Source organism: Arthrobacter sp. 05L421 (assembly GCF_056397785.1).
Genome location: NZ_JBFTOC010000012.1, coordinates 55,817 through 72,718, shown reverse-complemented (window position 1 = coordinate 72,718; position 16,902 = coordinate 55,817). Strand labels below are relative to the sequence as shown.

Below are 16,902 nucleotides of genomic sequence, written 5' to 3'. Positions count from 1 at the left end.
GAATAACACACTTCCCGGCGAATCCCCAGATTGTTGAGAACTTGTTACCTAGTGGTAGCCGGGCCCTCCTACACGAGGGCGCACTGACGCCTCCGGCGCCGGTCCCCACGGGAACTGGCGCCGGAGGCGTCGTGGCGGGAAAACAGCGCCGGAGGCGTCGTGGCGGGAAAACAGCACCGGAGGCGTCTGCGTGTCTGGTGTGCTCTGCCGCCGGGCTAGAGCCGGACCAGCATCTTGCCGGTGTTGGCGCCGTCGAGCAGATCCATGAAGGCCTGCGGGGCGTTGTCCAGGCCGTCCACCACGGTCTCGTCGTAACGGACGGTTCCGTCGGCGAGCCAGCCGGACATGGTCTCGACAAATTCGGCCATGTGCTGCCAGTAGCCGCCCACCAGGAAGCCCTTGAGGGTCAGCTGTTTGCCGATTACCAGCATGAGGTTCCGCGGCGCCGGCGTGGGCTCGGTCGAGTTGTACTGCGAAATGGCCCCGCACATGGCCACCCGGCCACCGACGTTGAGCACGGACAACGCCGCTTCCAGGTGCTCGCCGCCGACGTTGTCGAAGTAGACGTCAATCCCGCGCTCTCCTGCGGCCGCAGCAAGCTGCTCCGCAACCGGGCCGTCGTGGTAGTTGAACGCGGCATCGAAGCCGAGTTCGAGCAGCCGGGCCACCTTCTCCGGCGAACCGGCGCTGCCGATCACCCGGGACGCGCCCATGGCCTTGGCGATCTGCCCCACGAGCGAGCCGACCGCACCGGCGGCACCCGAGACGAATACGGCGTCGCCCGGCTTGAAGTTTGCCACCTTCAGCAGTCCCGCATAGGCGGTCAGGCCGGTCATGCCGAGGGCACCGAGGAACGCCGAGGCGGGAGCCAGATCGGTGCGTGCCGGGCTGGTGGCCGCGGCATCGACCACGGCGTATTCGCGCCAGCCGAGGCTGTGCACGACCGTATCGCCGACGGCGCGCCCTTCGGCCCGGGACGCGATGACTTCGCCGACGGCGCCGCCCTCCATCGCCACATCCAGCGCAAACGGCGCGGAGTAGGACTTGACGTCATTCATGCGCCCGCGCATGTACGGGTCCACCGACATATAGAGGTTGCGGACCAGGACTTGCCCGTCCCGCAGTTCGGGCAGCGGCGACTCGGCGAGGCGGAAGTTTTCCGGAACCGGCCGGCCGTGGGGACGGGACGCCAGCTGGATCTCGCGGGTGGCGGCGGGAAGGGTGTGGGTTTCGATGTTGGCGCTCATGCGGCTACCTCCAGGATGGTGATGTCGACAGTGATGTTGCCGCGGGTGGCGTTGGAGTACGGGCAGATCTGGTGGGCTTTGGCCACGAGGGACTCGGCGGTTTCCCGGTCCACGGCCGGCAAGGCGATCTCCAGTTCTGCCGCCAGGCCGTATCCGGCACTGTCCTCGAGGGCGCCGAAGTGGATCTTGGCGGCGACAGCGGAGTCCGTCAGGTCGGCTTTTTGCTGGCGGCCCACCAGGCGCAGGGCCGAGTGGAAGCATGCGGCGTAGCCGGCGGCAAAGAGTTGCTCCGGGTTGGTTCCGGCGCCGTCGCCGCCGAGTTCCACCGGGCTGGCGAGGGTGACGCTGAGCTTGCCGTCCTTGCTGATGGCGGTGCCGTCGCGGCCTTCGCCGGAGGCCAGGGCCTCGGCTGTGTAGAGAGTCTTCATGGGGTTTCCGTTCTGTTGGCGGGAAATCTTGGCGGGCATTGGCCCGGGAAGTCGGAGGAGTGTAAGGGGAAAGGCTTAGTGGGAGGCGTGGAGCGCGTTAGCCAGCCGGCCCAGGGTGTCGCGGAGCTGGTCCAGTTCCACGGCAGCGAGCCCGGCGGCGTCCGCCAGGCGCTGCGGGATGCCGCTGGCCCTGGCGCTCAGGGCGGCGCCGGCGTCGGTGAGGAAGATCTCCACGCGGCGCTCATCCTCGGCGGACCGGCGGCGCTGAACGAGGCCCAGCGCTTCGAGCCGCTTGAGCAGCGGCGACAGCGTGCCGGAGTCGAGCCCGAGCTCCTCCCCCAGTTCCCGAACGCTGCGCGGCTCCGCTTCCCAAAGCACCAGCATGGCGAGGTACTGCGGGTAGGTCAGTCCGAGCTCCTCCAGCATGGGGCGGTAGGCGGCCGTGGCGGCGCGCGAGGCCGAATACATCGCGAAACACACCTGCCGGTTCAGGCGGAGCGCTTCCGGGCTGGCAGGGCGGGCCTGTTCTGGCGTGGTCATGGTTCCACCGTACGGGACAACTAGATCTCACACAACTTGGTTGTGCGCAATCTAGTTGTGCACAACCAAATAAGCGGTGCTATGAGGCGTCTGCCGAATTTCCCCATGTTCGCTGGGGCCCGACGGCGTGTCGGCCCGCACCGCCGGTGCGTCCCGGCGTCGTGCCGGCAAAGGTGGGGAAACTCTGCAACACGGCCCTGCCCCAGCAAAGGGAACACACGGCCCAGACGGAACGGCGGGCCGCGAAGGTCAGAGTCGCGGGTGACTGCGAACCGGGAGGGATCTAGAGGTCGCGGATGGTGCGCAGGGCCGCCGCCGTGAGCACCTGGATGCCGAGGCCAAGCGCACGCTCGTCAACGATGTAGTCGCCGCGGTGGAGGTCGTACTCTTCCCCGCCGGGGGTCTTGGTGCCGAGGCGCATCATGGCACCGGGGGTGTCGGCCAGGAACCAGGCGAAGTCTTCCCCGCCCATGGACTGCGGGGTCAGGACCACGGCGCTCTCGCCGATTTCGGCGCGGGCCGCGGCCTCTATCAGCGCGGTTTCGTGCTCGGAGTTGACCACCGGCGGCACGCCGCGGGTGTGTTCGATGTGGACGTCGACGCCGTAGGGCTCGGCGACCTGCCGGATGATGTCGTCGAGCAGTTCGCCGGCGTCGTGCCAGGCGCCGCGGTCCAGGCACCGCATGGTGCCGGCCATGTAGCCGCTGCCGGGGATGGCGTTCGGGGCCGAGCCTGCGGAGATCTGGCCCCAGACCACGGACACGCCGCTGCGGACATCGACGCGGCGAGAGAGCACGGCGGGAACATTGACCGCGATCTGCGCCAGGGCGAAGACCAGTTCCTCGGTCAGGTGGGGGCGGGAGGTGTGGCCGCCGCGGCCGGAGAGTTCAATCTTGATGGTGTCCGAGGCGGAGGTGATGGCCCCGATCCGGGTGCCGATCTTTCCGATCTCGATCCGGGGATCGCAGTGAAGCGCCAGGATGCGCGGCACGCCTTCCAGGACGCCCTGCTCGATGCACGACGTGGCGCCGCCGGGCATCGTTTCCTCAGCCGGCTGGAAGATAATTCGGACCGTTCCCCGCAGCGGGGACTGCTCATGCATCCGCTGCAGGACCAGGGCGATGCCGAGCATGGTGGTGGCGTGGATATCGTGGCCGCAGGCGTGGGTCACGCCGTGATTCTTCGAGGCGAACTCGAGGCCTGTTTCCTCGATGATCGGCAGGGCGTCGATGTCGCCGCGCAGGGCGGTGGCGATGGGACCCTGCCCGACGTCAACCGTCAGGCCCGTGCCCTCGAGACGGCGGGGTTTGAGCCCGGCTTCTTCGAGCCGCTTTGCCAGCTTGTCGGTGGTGCGGAACTCCTTGAACGAAAGTTCCGGGTGCGCATGGAGGTCGCGGCGGAACGCGATCAGCTCCGGCAGGAGGGGCTCCAGCCACGGCCCTACGAGAGTGGTGGGCTCAGCTTCAGTCGAGTAGTTGCGCACAGAATCACTCTATCCAGCGGACAAAGAATAGCGGCATCGGGTACGGCGCGTTACGGATTGCTGAACATTCCACACCCCTGATCCGCCCCATTCCGCCTACAGTACGTCCGTGTCGCCCTTGGCCTTGATGGCGTCCACGGCTTGCTTGACCCGCTGCGAGTGTTCCTTGGTGGTGACCAGCAGGGCGTCCGGGGTGTCCACGATCACGACATCCTTGATGCCGATCAACGCGATCACCCGCTTGGTATCGGACACCACCACGCCGCTGGCGTTCTCGGTGAAAACACGGGCGCCCTCGCCCAAGACTGTGACCTCGTCGACTTCCTTGGCGCTGTTGAGCCGGCCCACGGAGGCGAAGTCCCCGACGTCGTCCCAGAGGAACGTTCCAGGCACCACTGCGACGTCGCCTGCAGCGGCGGCGGGCTCGGCGACGGCGTAGTCAATGGCGATCTTGGGCAGCGTGGGCCACACCCGGGCGGTGACGGCGTCGCGCTCCGGCGTGTCCCAGGCCCTGGCGATTTCCTGGAGTCCGGCGAAGAGCTCGGGCTGGTTGGCCTCGAGGTGCTTGAGCATCAGCGAGACCGGCGCCACGAACATGCCCGCGTTCCAGACATATTCCCCGCTGTCGACGTACTGCTGGGCCACTTCCTCGCTGGGCTTCTCCACGAACTCCACCACGGCCTGGGAGCTGGGCGCGTCGGGGATGTTGAGGTTCGCGCCGGAGCGGATGTAGCCGAATCCGGTGGAGGGATGGGTCGGCTTGATGCCGATGGTGACGATCTTCCCGGCGGCGGCGGTGTAGACGGCCTCACGGACTGCGTCCTGGAAGAGGTCATCCGGGCTGATGACCTGGTCCGCGGCGAACGAGCCCATGATGGTATCCGGGTCCCGCTCATGGAGGATGGCCGCGGCGAGGCCGATCGCCGCACCGGAGTCCTTGGGTTCACTTTCCAACACAAGGTTGGAGTCCAGGACCTCAGGCAGTTGGCGGCAGACGGCTGCCTTGTGCGCGGAGCCGGTCACCACCAGCACGTGCTTGCCGGCGACGGGCTGGAGGCGGTCATAGGTTGCGCGCAGCAGAGTGCTGCCCGACCCGGTGAGGTCGTGAAGGAATTTCGGGGCTGCTGCCCGTGACAGGGGCCAGAGACGGGTCCCCACCCCGCCCGCCGGAATAACCGCAATAAAACGGTCCAACGGTGAATCCTGGCTTGTCACTTTGTCTGTAGTCATCACGGCTACTTTAGCCGACGGCGGCCGAATCGGCCCCGATTGGGCCGGGTTCGGGGCCTTCCGGGCCCCGTCAAGGCGGCGAAATGTGGCGTTCGTCTCAAAACCGATCAAAAACCGCGCCGGGGCTTGTCAACAAGGAGTTCCTAAATTGAATAAGCTGTGAGCGAAGCCTAGATTTAGGCTTGAGCTTACGAGTGCTCTCGCAGCAGGCGTTCCCCCCGCGTGGATCCCATGCCAGCGCCGCTGTGTTGCAGGGAGGTTTATTCAGTGCCGACAAAACCAGCTGGCACCTTGTACCGCGGCCGTGAAGGCATGTGGTCCTGGGTTGGACACCGCATTACCGGTGTAGTGATTTTCTTCTTCTTGTTGGTCCACGTGCTGGACACCTCATTGGTGCGTGTGTCCCCCGAGGCCTACACCGCAGTGATTGGTACCTACAAGAACCCCCTGATGGCCCTGGGTGAAACGGGCCTTGTCGCGGCGATTGTGTTCCACGCCTTCAACGGCCTGCGGATCATCGCCGTCGACTTCTGGAAGAAGGGTGCCAAGTACCAGCGTCAGATGCTCTGGACGGTCCTGGCCCTCTGGGTCGTCGTCATGGTCGGCTTCTCCATCCGCCACCTGTCCCTCGCCCTTGGAGGTCACTAAGCCATGACTGCAACGATTCAGAGCCCACGTAGTGGAAAACCCGGTAACGGAAAACCCAGCAGCGGCAAGATCGCGCCCAAGTACCGCCGCAACGGCGCTTCCAAGGGCAACTTTGAGATGCTCGCCTGGCTCTTCATGCGCCTCTCCGGCGTTGTGCTGGTGGTGCTGATCTTCGGCCACCTGACCGTTAACCTGCTGGTCGGCGAGGGCATCCACGCGATCGACTTCGGCTTTGTGGCCGGCAAGTGGGCCGACCCGTTCTGGCAGTTCTGGGACCTGGCCATGCTGTGGCTCGCCATGCTGCACGGCACCAACGGCGTCCGCACGATCATCAATGACTACGCCGAAAAGGACGCCACGCGCCTGTGGCTGAAGATTGTGCTCTACGCGGCCACCACGGTCATCATCGTCCTGGGCACCCTGGTCATCTTCACGTTCAATCCGTGCCCCGTGGCCAACGGCGTCCAGCTTCCCGGCGGCTTCTGCCCCGCGCCATAGGGGCAAAGTCCGTAAGGGCAAAGGCCGTAACGGCCGAACCGCCGCGGACCGCGGCCCCTTCGGGCTAGTAGGTGCGGTCCCCACGGCAACTGATCTTGCCTGCCGAGTGCAGGCGCAGATTGCATGAGAATTCACCGGGCAGGCGTGGCCTGCCCGGTGGGTTATAGCGAATTTTGAGAGAAAGAGCGTCTGGTATGCAGGTCCATAAGTACGACGTCGTGATCGTCGGTGCCGGTGGCGCCGGGATGCGCGCGGCGATCGAATCAGGTCAGCGCGCCCGAACAGCAGTACTGACCAAGCTCTACCCCACCCGGTCCCACACCGGCGCGGCGCAGGGCGGCATGTGTGCGGCCCTGGCCAACGTCGAGGAAGACAACTGGGAGTGGCACACCTTCGACACCATCAAGGGTGGCGACTACCTGGTGGACCAGGACGCCGCCGAGGTCATGGCGAAGGAAGCAATCGACGCCGTCCTGGACCTGGAGAAGATGGGCCTGCCGTTCAACCGCACGCCCGAGGGCCGCATTGACCAGCGCCGTTTCGGTGGCCACACCCGCGACCACGGCAAGGCACCGGTCCGCCGCGCCTGCTACGCCGCCGACCGCACCGGCCACATGATCCTGCAGACCCTGTACCAGAACTGCGTCAAGCACAACGTCGAGTTCTACAACGAGTACTACGTTCTGGACCTGCTGACCGTCGAAGAGGACGCTGTCCGCGAGGACGGCACGCCGTACAAGCAGAAGCGCGTTGCCGGCGTCGTGTCCTACGACCTCGCCTCCGGCGAACTGCACGTCTTCCAGGCCAAGTCCGTGGTGTTCGCGTCCGGCGGCGCCGGCAAGGTCTTCAAGACCACCTCCAACGCCCACACCCTCACCGGTGACGGCATGGGCATCGCGTTCCGCCGGGGCATCCCGCTGGAGGACATGGAGTTCTTCCAGTTCCACCCGACAGGCCTGGCAGGCCTGGGCATCCTGCTCTCCGAGGCCGCCCGCGGCGAAGGCGCAATCCTGCGCAACTCCGAGGGCGAACGCTTCATGGAGCGCTACGCGCCCACCATCAAGGACCTCGCCCCGCGCGACATCGTGGCCCGCTCCATGGCCAACGAAGTCCGAGAAGGACGCGGTTGCGGCCCGAACAAGGACTACGTCCTCCTGGACCTGACGCACCTCGAGCCCGCGCACATCGATGCCAAGCTGCCGGACATCACCGAGTTCGCCCGCACCTACCTGGGTGTGGAACCGTACACGGAGCCGGTCCCGGTATTCCCGACGGCGCACTACGCCATGGGCGGCATCCCCACCAACATCACCGCCGAGGTCCTGCAGGACAACGACACGGTGGTTCCGGGCCTGTACGCCGCCGGCGAGGTGGCCTGCGTCTCCGTCCACGGCTCCAACCGCCTGGGCACCAACTCGCTGCTGGACATCAACGTGTTCGGCAAGCGCGCAGGCATCGCGGCCGCCGAATACGCCAAGACCGCAGATTTCGTGGAGCTCCCCGCTGACCCGGAGGCCTACACGCTGAACCTGCTGGACCACGTCCGCACCTCCGATGGCACCGAGAAGGTCGCTGCGATCCGCAAGGAACTGCAGGACACCATGGATGCCAACATGCAGGTGTTCCGCACGGCCGACACGCTGAACACTGTCCTGAAGGACATCGCGTCCTTCGAGGAGCGGTACCAGCGCATCAGCGTCCAGGACAAGGGCAAGCGCTTCAACCTGGACCTGCTCGAGGCCGTGGAACTGGGCTTCCTGCTGGAGCTCGCCAAGGTCATGACCGTGGCGGCCCTGCACCGCGAGGAATCCCGCGGCGGCCACTTCCGCGAGGACTTCCCCGAGCGCGACGACGAAAAATTCATGAAGCACTCCATGGCGTACAAGGATGAGCACGCCCCGGCGGATGGTTCCGCCGAGGCGATTGCCGGCATCCGGCTTGCCACCAAACCGGTGGTCTTTACGCGCTACGAGCCGATGGTGAGGAAGTACTAAGATGAGCGCTGAACTCGCTGAGCCAGCATCCAAGATCGAACTGCCCGCCGGCGTCGGCGGCGGCGGGGAAATCCCGTCCTTCGACGTCACGCTGCGCGTGCGCCGCTACAACCCTGAGGTCTCCGAGGACGCCACATGGGATGACTTCACGGTCACCATGTACGGCACCGACCGCGTCTTGGACGCCCTGCACAAGATCAAGTGGGAGATGGACGGCAGCGTCTCCTTCCGCCGCTCCTGCGCCCACGGCGTCTGCGGCTCCGATGCCATGCGCATTAACGGCCGCAATCGCCTCGCCTGCAAGACCCTGCTGAAGGACCTGGACACGTCCAAGCCCATCACGGTCGAGCCGATCAAGGGCCTTCCGGTGGAGAAGGACCTGATCGTGGACATGGAGCCGTTCTTCCAGTCCTTCCGCGAAGTCATGCCCTTCCTGATCAACCGCGGCCACGAGCCCACCAAGGAACGCCTGCAGTCCGCCGAGGACCGCGAACGGTTCGACGACACCACCAAGTGCATCCTCTGCGCCGCGTGCACCTCGTCCTGCCCGGTGTTCTGGACCGACGGCCAGTACTTCGGTCCGGCTGCGATCGTCAACGCGCACCGCTTCATCTTTGATTCCCGCGATGATGCCGGCGACATGCGCCTGGAGATCCTCAACGACAAGGAAGGCGTGTGGCGCTGCCGCACCACCTTCAACTGCACCGAGGCATGCCCCCGCGGCATCCAGGTCACGCAGGCAATCGCCGAGGTCAAGCAGGCCATCCTCTCCCGCAAGATCTAACGACCGGTTCCACCGGCTGCACTAGCTCCCCTATAACTTTCGGGAGCTGCCGACGACGGCGCCTCTCACCTTACGGGTGGGGGCGCCGTCGTTCGTTTTCCCCCTCACACGAAAGAGGACACCGTGTCCCGCTCAGAAAAAGTCACTTTCCAAGGTTCCACCGGCGAACTGCTCTCCGGCGTTGTGGATCTTCCGGACGGCCCGGTCAAGGGCTGGGGCGTGTTCTCGCACGGCTTCACCCTGGGCAAGGACAGCCCCTCGGCCTCCCGAATGTGCAAGGCCCTGGCGGACAACGGCGTTGGCATGCTCCGGTTCGACAACCTGGGGCTGGGCGAGTCCGCGGGAATGTGGTCGGAAGGGTCCTTCAGCCACAAGGTGGCAGACACCGTCAAGGCCGCCGAATTCATGCGCGACTCCGGCCGGACGATCTCGCTGCTCGTGGGCCATTCCTTTGGCGGAGCCGCTGTTTTGGCGGCCGCGAAGGAGATCCCGGAGCTCGACGCCGTGGCCACGGTAGGGGCGCCCTTCTCCCCCAAGCACGTGGCCCACGTCTTTGATGCGGCGCTGGACCGGATCCTGAGCGAGGGAAGCGCCGAGGTGGACCTTGGCGGCAAGCGGGTGGAGATCCGCCGGCACTTCGTCGAGGACCTCGAAAACGCGGACCTGACGGACTGCATCCGGCAGCTGCACAAGCCGCTCATGGTGCTGCACTCCCCCACTGACAACACGGTGGGGATCGAAAACGCCAGCACCATCTTCCAGACGGCCCGCCACCCGCGCAGTTTCGTCTCGCTGGAGGGCAGCGACCACCTTCTGACCGGCAAGGGCCAGGCGGCCCGTGCGGCGAAGATTATTTCGGCGTGGGCCGACCAGTACCTCGACGCCTGAACGCGGCGGACAGCGACCTCCGGCGGGCCCGGTGCTCCACCGGCGTCTTGCCCGGCTGGACGCGCCGGGCACCCCAGCCGGTGGTCGCGGTGGCCGGCTCGGTCTTGAGGTCTTCCTCCCGGATCGCCACCCACGCGGCGCAGATCACGTAGACCTGGCTGACCAGGTTGAACCAGATCAGCAGGCCGATGATGATGGCGAAAGGCGCCAGAATGGGGTTCTTGCCTGCACTGGCAAGCAGCTGGGTGCTGAAGATCTGCAGCACTGTTGCGCCTACTGCCGCGAGCGTGGTCCCTTCCAGCAGGGAGCGGCGGGCCGGTTTCAGCCCTGCGGCCACCCGGTACATGATCAGTGCCGTCCCCCAGCCGAGCAGCAGCGGCACGAGGATCGTGATGGACGTCGTCAAGGGCCCGGCCACCACCGGGTCGAGGCCCAGCTGCTGGGCCACCCAACCCGCGGCCGTGCCAAATATCAGTGAGGCTGCAGAGCTAACCACCAGGGCCGCTCCCATCAGGATCAGCGTGCCGACGTCTTTAAGTATCTGCAGGATCGGATTCATCACCAGGGGGCCGAGCCGCATCATGCCCCGCACTCCGTCGCGGATGCCGCTGATCCAGCCCAGGGAGGTGAATACCGTGACTATGGCGGCAATCCCGGCGGCCCAGCCGAGGCTGGCGGGGTTCAGGAGCTGGTAGGGATCAACCAGTCCCTGGCTGCCGTCGACCTGCAACAGCCCAGGCGCGGCGGCGTCCACGCTCTTGATAATCGTGTCCAGCAGGGCCGGATGTCCGCTGAGGACAAGGCCGGCAATGGAGAGTCCGGTGGCCAGGAGACCCGTGACGGAGAAGAACATCCTGAACCCGATGCCGGCACTTAACAGCGGGCCACGCTGGCGGAGGTAGTGCAGGTACGCCCGCATCGGCAGCAGGGCGTTGACCCGGGCCAGCAGCCACGCCACCATGGCCATCAGCGCCGCGACCCATCCGCCCCCGGAGCGCCGGACCCTGCCCCATTCGACCCTCTTGCGGATCACTTCCAGTTTCAGCCCGGCCAGATCGGTGGGAAGCGGCGGCTCAGCGGGCGTCTGCGGTGCCGTCCGGGCCCCTGTCGTGGTCAGGTTTGGTCCCAAAGTCAAGCTCTTCCCGTAGCTGCCAGATGCCGTTGTCGTCGTGCTCGTAAAGTCCCATGCTAACCACAGGGAACGTGGCCCTGTAATCCTTGAGGACCGCTTCGGCCTCGTCGAGGCTTTCCGGGGCAACGTCGTGGGCCACGGTAACGTGCGGATGGTAGCCGAACGGCAGTTCCCGCTCCAGCGGGCCGGACTGCAACTGGCGGTGCAGGTTCACGCAGTCCCCGAAGCCGTCCTCAACGTTCAGGAAGACCACCGGGGACACCGGCCGGAAAGACCCGGTCCCGGCGATGGTCACCGTGAAAGGCTCCTGCCCGCGCGCCACGTCCCGGACATGGCGCTGGGTCGCGGCCCAGTCCTGCGTCATGGTGGTGGTGACCAGCGTGATGTGGGCCGGGACGACGGCGGCCATCGGATCCCCGAACGAGGCCCGCCAGCGCTGGAGCTCCTCAGCGATGTCTGCCGGGAACCGCAGGATCACGCCGATGCTCATGCCTTCGCTGCGCTGTCCGTTCGACGGGGCGGCTTTCGCGGTGACTTTGCTGACGGAGGACATTGACCTAGCGGACTCCCTGGGCGCCGGCGTACGGCAGGAAACCCACCTTGGCGTAGACGTCGCGCAGAGTGACCGAGGCAATCTCCCGGGCCTTGTCCGCGCCGAGGGCCAGCAGCCGGTCCAGCTCCGCGGGATCGTCCAGGAGCTCCTTGGCACGGTTCCGGATCGGGGTCAGGTGCTCCGTGACCACCTCGGCGAGGTCCGCCTTGAGGTGCCCGTACATCTTGCCCTCATACGCGGTGACGAGCTCGTCGACACTTTGCCCGCTGATGGCCGAGTAGATGGTCAGCAGGTTGGACACGCCCGGCTTCGCCTCACGGTCGAAGCGGATTTCCGTCTCCGCATCCGTCACGGCCGATTTGATCCGCTTGGCGGTGACCTTGGGATCGTCCAGCAGGTTGATCAGGCCGGCCGGCGACTCGGCCGACTTGGACATCTTGCCGGTGGGGTGCTGCAGGTCGTAGATCTTGGCGGATTCCTTCTGGATGAAGGGCTGGGGCACCGTGAACGTGTGCCCGAAGCGGGAGTTGAACCGCTGGGCCAGGTCACGGCTCAGTTCCACGTGCTGACGCTGGTCCTCGCCCACCGGGACACCCTGCGGCTGGTACAGGAGGATGTCCGCGGCCTGCAGGATGGGGTAGGTGAACAGTCCGACGCTGGCATGGTCCGAGCCCTGTTTGTGGGCCTTGTCCTTGAACTGGGTCATCCGGGACGCCTCGCCGAAACCAGTGATGCAGTTCAGGACCCACGCGAGCTGGGCGTGCTCGGGCACCTGGGACTGAACGAACAGCGTGCACTTGTCCACGTCCACGCCGCCAGCAATGTACTGCGCGGCCGTCACCCTCGTGCGGTGGGCCAGCTCGGCGGGATCCTGCGGAACGGTGATCGCGTGCAGGTCCGGGATGAAGAAGACGGCGTCGTACTCGTCCTGCATCCGGACCCAGTTCACGAGGGCGCCGAGGTAGTTGCCCAGGTGCAGGGAGTCCGCGGAGGGCTGCATGCCGGAAAGGATGCGGTGCCGGGCCGCGGTGGCCGGCGGAGCGGCCTTGCCGGCGGCAGACTGAGCGTCGGTCACGGTAGAAGTGGTGGTCATTCGTGGAAGCCTTAAGACTAGAGCCGGTAGTCCACTACCAGCGGGGCGTGGTCGGAGAAGCGTGTGTCCCAGGACGCTGCCCGGTCAACAACGGCTGACACTGCGGCAGCAGCGAGAGCGGGCGTGGCCATGTGGTAATCGATGCGCCAGCCGGTGTCGTTGTCGAAGGCCTGGCCCCGTTGCGACCACCAAGTGTAGGGGCCGTCGACGTTACCCGCCAGGCCCCTGTGAACATCCTTCCACCCGATTTCTTCGCCGAAGAAGCGGTCAAAATAGGCCCGCTCCTCCGGCAGGAAGCCGGCGCGTTTGACGTTGCCCTTCCAGTTCCTGATGTCCAGCTCCGTGTGGCCGACGTTGAGGTCGCCCACCACCAGCGCATGGTCACTGTGCTTGGCGAGTTCGGGCAGGCGGTTGATCATGACGTCGAGGAAGCGGAACTTGTCATCCTGTTTGGGAGTGCCGACCTCGCCCGAGTGCACGTAGGCACTCACGACCGTCAGCTGTGAGGCCTGCCCGTCCTCATCCCGCACGATGTAGTCCGCCTCGACCCAGCGTCCGGTGGTGGCGAAGAAGTCATCGCCGATCCCGACCCGGGTGGCGATGGGCTCTTCGCGCGAGGCGATGGCAACGCCGGCCCGGCCCTTCGCCTCGGCTTCGGCGTGAAGGATGTACCAACCCTCGCCGAGCAGCTGCTGGACGATCGCATCGGGCGCGCGGACCTCCTGGAGGCACAGGATGTCGACCTCGCGCGGCTCAAGCCACTCCGCCATGCCGTTCTTGTAGGCGGCACGTAGGCCGTTGACGTTGACTGATGCGATGCGAAGGTGGTCCTTCTTCAATGCCGAGCTCACCCGATCCACTCTAGTCGATGATGGTTCCGCTAACGGGTGCGTCGCCGTCGCCCGAGGCTTTGATCATGTCCCGCGCGTTGGTGGCGGTGATTTCGATAGTCTCCAGGGCGCGGCTGATCGTGTCGCGGTCCGCTGCTTCGCCCTTCGCGCGCTCCTGTTCGACCACCCGGACCTGGACCTGGACGATCTTGAAGGAGTGGTCGAGTTTCATGTCGCGGACGCCGTCCGATTCGCGGCGTTCGCTGACCACGCGGGTGCCGCCGTGATCAGCGCTGCCTGCTGCCGGCGGCCGCCCGGCCGCGGCGTTGAAGGCGTTCTGGGCCTCGTTCAGCCTGGCCCCGGCCTTCTTGGCGGCCTTCTGGATGCTGAACACCACGAAGGAGGCCAGCGCCAGCCAGAAGCCGGCGATGATCGCCACGATCCAGCCCACGACGTCGTTCTGGTTCGCCGCGAAAATCACGGCCACCACGAACGCGATGATGAAGACCAGCAGCCCAGGCCCGCTGATGCGGAGCATGGAGAACCGGCCCCGGGCCGTGGTGTCGTTGGACGTGGATGAGGAGCTACCCAGAGATTGCATGAGCCCATTATCGCAAACCGGGCCAGCCGGCCGCTGCGCTTCCACCCCGGGCGAACGCCGCGCCCAGACTTGGCCTAGGTCAACACCAGGCAGGACGGGTGGCCGCTGGGATCCGTGTAGACGCGGAAGGTGTCAGTGCCGGCGTCGAGGCTCTTGGCGCTGAGCCGGAGAACCTCGGTTTCGGCGACGTCGAGGTCCGCAACGAGCACGTCCACGTGCGAAGGATGCCTACTTGAGGAACAGCTTGCGCAGGCGGCTGGTGGTGAGCAGGACGCCGAGGGCAATCATGACGAGGTAGTAGCCGACGTGCACAGCGGTGGCCGGGGTGAAGACTCCCACGCTGATTTGGCGCAGCAGTTCCACGCCGTGCCAGAGAGGCATGGCCTGGATGAGCCACTGGATGGTCTGCGGGTAGACGCTGAGCGGGTAGAACGTGGCGCTGAAGAGGAACATCGGCAGCATCACGAAGTTGATCCAGTCCATCTGCTGGAACGTCTTCATGAAGCTCGTGATCCCCATGCCGAAGCTCGCGAACCCGAAGGCGATCAGCACCGAGGCCGGAATCATCAGGATGGCCCAGGGCGTGGTGATGAGGCCCATCACGCCCATCACGGCGGTGAAGCCGGTGGCGTACATGGCCCCGCGCAGCAGGGCCAGGAAGATTTCGCCCATGGCGACATCCAGCGGCCCCAGCGAGGTGTAGAGCATGCCCTGGTAGAGCTTGGCGAAGTTCATCTTGAAGAAGACATTCCAGGTGGAGTCATAGACGGCGCCGTTCATGGCGGACACGGCCAGCAGCGCCGGCGCGATGTACGCGGCGTAGCTGATCTCCTGCCCGCCCGGGCCCTGCACTGATCCGACAATCGCGCCCAGTCCCACGCCCATGGAGATCAGGTACAGCACGGGTTCGAAGAACCCGGAGGCCATGACCATCCAGTTGCTGCTTTTAGTGGCCATGAGCCCGCGGGCGACGACGGCGCGGACGTTGCGGGAGTAGATGGGCCCGAAGCGCCGATTGCGTGCGGCCTCCGTGACGCTGTGGTCCCCTGCGTTGAAACTTCCAGTCAGCACGCTCATGAGGCCATCCTTTTGGCGAACTGGCGTTTGGTCAGGACCCAGCCGGCAGCCGCCAGGACCAACAGGAAGACGAGGTGGACGATGGTGAGCCACGGCTCTTCCTCATACCCGTAGCTGACCACCCGGCCAAGTTCCGTTCCGTGCCAGATCGGTGAGATCCAGCCGATCCAGCGGACGCCGAGCGGGAGCGTGTCCAGCGGGAAGAACGTTCCAGAGAACAGAAACAGCGGCATGACGATAAACCGCATGACCATGGCGAACTGGCCACGGTCCTCCTTGATGGTGGCGGCGTAGGCCATGAGCGGCAGGCCGAAGGACAGGCCGGCGAGCGTGGCGACCAGGATCGATACCCAGCCCCATTCCCCGGGTGCGGCGCCGAACAGAGCGACGACGGCGAAGTAGATGGCCGACTGCAGCAGGAACCGCAGGGTCACAGCGATGATGTGGCCGCCGGCGATCTGTTCCGGGGTCAAGGGCGAGGCGTGGGGGCCGTAGTAGACGCGCCGCCATTTGAAACCGTCCATGACGGGAAAAGTGAACTCGTTGGCGGCCGTCATGACGGCCGCGGAGATCAGCAGGGCCGGCGCGATGAACGTCAGGTAGCTGACCCCGCCGAACACGCCGGCACCGTTGGCCTGGACCAGCGTGGCCAGGCCAACGCCCATCGCGAACAGGTAGGCCACGGGCTGGCCCACGCCATACATGACGATGGTCCAGCCGTAGCCCTTCATGACGCGCAGTACCTGCTCGGCGTAGAAGAAGGCGCCCCAGCGGCGGGCGCGGGCGGCCGAGACTTCCGGCGAGTGCGCGCGCAAGGCCGGTGCCGCCGTCGTACCCGCCTGTACTGTCAGCGGCTCGCTCTTAGTCAACTCCGCTTTCTTAATCAACGAGGCTCCTGCCGGTCAGGCGCAGGAAGACGTCTTCGAGCGAGGAACGCCGGACCAGCGAGGTGACGGGCCGCAGGCCGCGGGCGGTGACCTGCTCCAGGGCGGCCTCGCCGTCGTGGGCGTAGATGAGCACCCGGTCCGGCAGGGTCTCGAGGCGTTCGCCGATGCCTTCGAGCTCCGCGCCGACGCTTGCATTGCGCTCCGAGCCGAAGCGCAGTTCCAGGACCTCCCGGGTGGAGTATTCCCGGATCAGGCTGGCCGGCGATCCTTCGGCCATGATCTTGCCTTTGTCCACCACGATCAGGCGGTCGCACAGTTGCTCCGCCTCGTCCATGTAGTGCGTCGTGAGGATCAGGGTGACGCCCTGTTCCTTGAGCCGGAACAGCCGGTCCCAGAGGATGTGCCGCGCCTGCGGGTCCAGACCCGTCGTCGGCTCGTCCAGCAGCAGGATCCGGGGCTCGTTGATGAGCGAGCGGGCGATCGTCAGGCGGCGCTTCATGCCGCCGGAGAGGGCGTCCACTTTGGACTTGGCCTTGTCGGTGAGCTGGGCGAATTCAAGCAGCTCGTCGGCCTTGGGTTTGAGGTAGCTCATGGGCAGGCCGAAGTAGCGCCCGTATACCAGCAGGTTGTCCCGGACCTTCAGTTCCTCGTCCAGGTTGTCCTGCTGCGGGACCACGCCCAGGTGGGCGCGGACTTCCGGCCCGTGCTGTTCGGGGTCCAGGCCCATGATGTTCAGACTGCCGGACGTGCGCTGCGAAACCCCGCCGATCATCTTCATCGTGGTGGACTTGCCGGCGCCGTTGGGGCCCAGCAGGCCGAAGGCTTCCCCGGCGGGAACACGGAAGGTGATGCCGTCGACGGCGGTGACGTCGCCGTAGCGTTTGGTGAGGTTTTCGGCGGTGATGACGTACTGCGGAGCGGCGTCGGAGGGGCTGGTCACGGGCGATTCTTTAGCGGCAAGTTCGGACACCCGCACTACGGTAGTGGAT

General features: G+C 66.0%; 19 protein-coding genes. 5 read left to right on the top strand and 14 right to left on the bottom strand.

The window, feature by feature from the left end:
• Positions 1-215 precede the first annotated feature (215 nt).
• From AC1DKQ_RS14670 to AC1DKQ_RS14650, 5 genes are all read right to left on the bottom strand, one after another.
• Entirely contained in the window at positions 216-1,247 is a 1,032-nt protein-coding gene (locus AC1DKQ_RS14670) for an NADP-dependent oxidoreductase (RefSeq protein ID WP_476919394.1), read from the bottom strand.
• Entirely contained in the window at positions 1,244-1,675 is a 432-nt protein-coding gene (locus AC1DKQ_RS14665; protein ID WP_476883775.1) for an organic hydroperoxide resistance protein, read from the bottom strand. Before AC1DKQ_RS14665 ends, AC1DKQ_RS14670 begins: the two co-directional genes overlap by 4 nt.
• Before the next feature lie 75 nt (positions 1,676-1,750).
• Positions 1,751-2,215 (bottom strand): MarR family winged helix-turn-helix transcriptional regulator, encoded by a 465-nt coding sequence (locus tag AC1DKQ_RS14660; protein ID WP_476883776.1) that lies wholly within the window; start codon positions 2,213-2,215, stop codon positions 1,751-1,753.
• A 283-nt stretch (positions 2,216-2,498) separates the two neighbouring features.
• Positions 2,499-3,698 (bottom strand): amidohydrolase, encoded by a 1,200-nt coding sequence (locus AC1DKQ_RS14655; protein WP_476919393.1) that lies wholly within the window; start codon positions 3,696-3,698, stop codon positions 2,499-2,501.
• Positions 3,699-3,794: 96 nt separating this feature from the next.
• On the bottom strand, positions 3,795-4,928 hold the full coding sequence (locus AC1DKQ_RS14650) for a mannose-1-phosphate guanylyltransferase (protein ID WP_476919392.1): 1,134 nt from the start codon (positions 4,926-4,928) through the stop codon (positions 3,795-3,797).
• Positions 4,929-5,195: 267 nt separating this feature from the next.
• On the opposite strand from AC1DKQ_RS14650, the gene sdhC reads away from it, so the two are divergent.
• The 5 genes from sdhC (at position 5,196) to AC1DKQ_RS14625 (ending at position 9,740) form a co-directional block, all read left to right on the top strand.
• Positions 5,196-5,576, top strand: coding sequence for a succinate dehydrogenase, cytochrome b556 subunit (sdhC, locus tag AC1DKQ_RS14645; protein ID WP_476883779.1), 381 nt, complete (start codon positions 5,196-5,198; stop codon positions 5,574-5,576).
• Between the two features lie 3 nt (positions 5,577-5,579).
• Entirely contained in the window at positions 5,580-6,074 is a 495-nt protein-coding gene (locus tag AC1DKQ_RS14640) for a succinate dehydrogenase hydrophobic membrane anchor subunit (RefSeq protein WP_476919391.1), read from the top strand.
• Between the two features lie 194 nt (positions 6,075-6,268).
• Entirely contained in the window at positions 6,269-8,068 is a 1,800-nt protein-coding gene (gene sdhA, locus AC1DKQ_RS14635; protein WP_476883781.1) for a succinate dehydrogenase flavoprotein subunit, read from the top strand.
• A gap of 1 nt (position 8,069) precedes the next feature.
• Positions 8,070-8,852, top strand: coding sequence for a succinate dehydrogenase iron-sulfur subunit (locus AC1DKQ_RS14630; RefSeq protein ID WP_476883782.1), 783 nt, complete (start codon positions 8,070-8,072; stop codon positions 8,850-8,852).
• 123 nt (positions 8,853-8,975) lie between these two features.
• Positions 8,976-9,740 (top strand): alpha/beta hydrolase family protein, encoded by a 765-nt coding sequence (locus AC1DKQ_RS14625; protein ID WP_476919390.1) that lies wholly within the window; start codon positions 8,976-8,978, stop codon positions 9,738-9,740.
• On the opposite strand, the gene AC1DKQ_RS14620 is transcribed toward AC1DKQ_RS14625, so the two are convergent.
• The 9 genes from AC1DKQ_RS14620 to AC1DKQ_RS14580 form a co-directional block, all read right to left on the bottom strand.
• A complete protein-coding gene (locus AC1DKQ_RS14620; protein WP_476919442.1) occupies positions 9,703-10,869 on the bottom strand; it encodes a YihY/virulence factor BrkB family protein in 1,167 nt (388 codons plus the stop codon). The genes AC1DKQ_RS14625 and AC1DKQ_RS14620 overlap by 38 nt on opposite strands.
• Positions 10,814-11,425 carry a 2'-5' RNA ligase family protein gene (locus AC1DKQ_RS14615; protein ID WP_476919389.1) on the bottom strand — a complete coding sequence of 204 codons (612 nt, stop codon included), beginning with the start codon at positions 11,423-11,425 and terminating at the stop codon, positions 10,814-10,816. Before AC1DKQ_RS14615 ends, AC1DKQ_RS14620 begins: the two co-directional genes overlap by 56 nt.
• Before the next feature lie 4 nt (positions 11,426-11,429).
• On the bottom strand, positions 11,430-12,518 hold the full coding sequence (gene trpS, locus AC1DKQ_RS14610) for a tryptophan--tRNA ligase (protein WP_476919388.1): 1,089 nt from the start codon (positions 12,516-12,518) through the stop codon (positions 11,430-11,432).
• A gap of 17 nt (positions 12,519-12,535) precedes the next feature.
• Complete coding sequence (locus AC1DKQ_RS14605; protein ID WP_476919387.1) at positions 12,536-13,369, bottom strand: exodeoxyribonuclease III; 834 nt, start codon at positions 13,367-13,369, stop codon at positions 12,536-12,538.
• Positions 13,370-13,379: 10 nt separating this feature from the next.
• Positions 13,380-13,949, bottom strand: a complete 570-nt coding sequence (locus AC1DKQ_RS14600) for a hypothetical protein (RefSeq protein WP_476883787.1) — start codon at positions 13,947-13,949, stop codon at positions 13,380-13,382.
• Positions 13,950-14,023: 74 nt separating this feature from the next.
• Complete coding sequence (locus tag AC1DKQ_RS14595) at positions 14,024-14,233, bottom strand: VOC family protein (protein ID WP_476919386.1); 210 nt, start codon at positions 14,231-14,233, stop codon at positions 14,024-14,026.
• Positions 14,178-15,026 carry an ABC transporter permease gene (locus AC1DKQ_RS14590; protein WP_476883789.1) on the bottom strand — a complete coding sequence of 283 codons (849 nt, stop codon included), beginning with the start codon at positions 15,024-15,026 and terminating at the stop codon, positions 14,178-14,180. Before AC1DKQ_RS14590 ends, AC1DKQ_RS14595 begins: the two co-directional genes overlap by 56 nt.
• A complete protein-coding gene (locus AC1DKQ_RS14585) occupies positions 15,023-15,895 on the bottom strand; it encodes an ABC transporter permease (protein WP_476919385.1) in 873 nt (290 codons plus the stop codon). The genes AC1DKQ_RS14590 and AC1DKQ_RS14585 overlap by 4 nt, the downstream gene beginning before the upstream one ends.
• Before the next feature lie 10 nt (positions 15,896-15,905).
• Entirely contained in the window at positions 15,906-16,853 is a 948-nt protein-coding gene (locus AC1DKQ_RS14580; protein ID WP_476883791.1) for an ABC transporter ATP-binding protein, read from the bottom strand.
• Between the last annotated feature and the right edge of the window lie 49 nt (positions 16,854-16,902).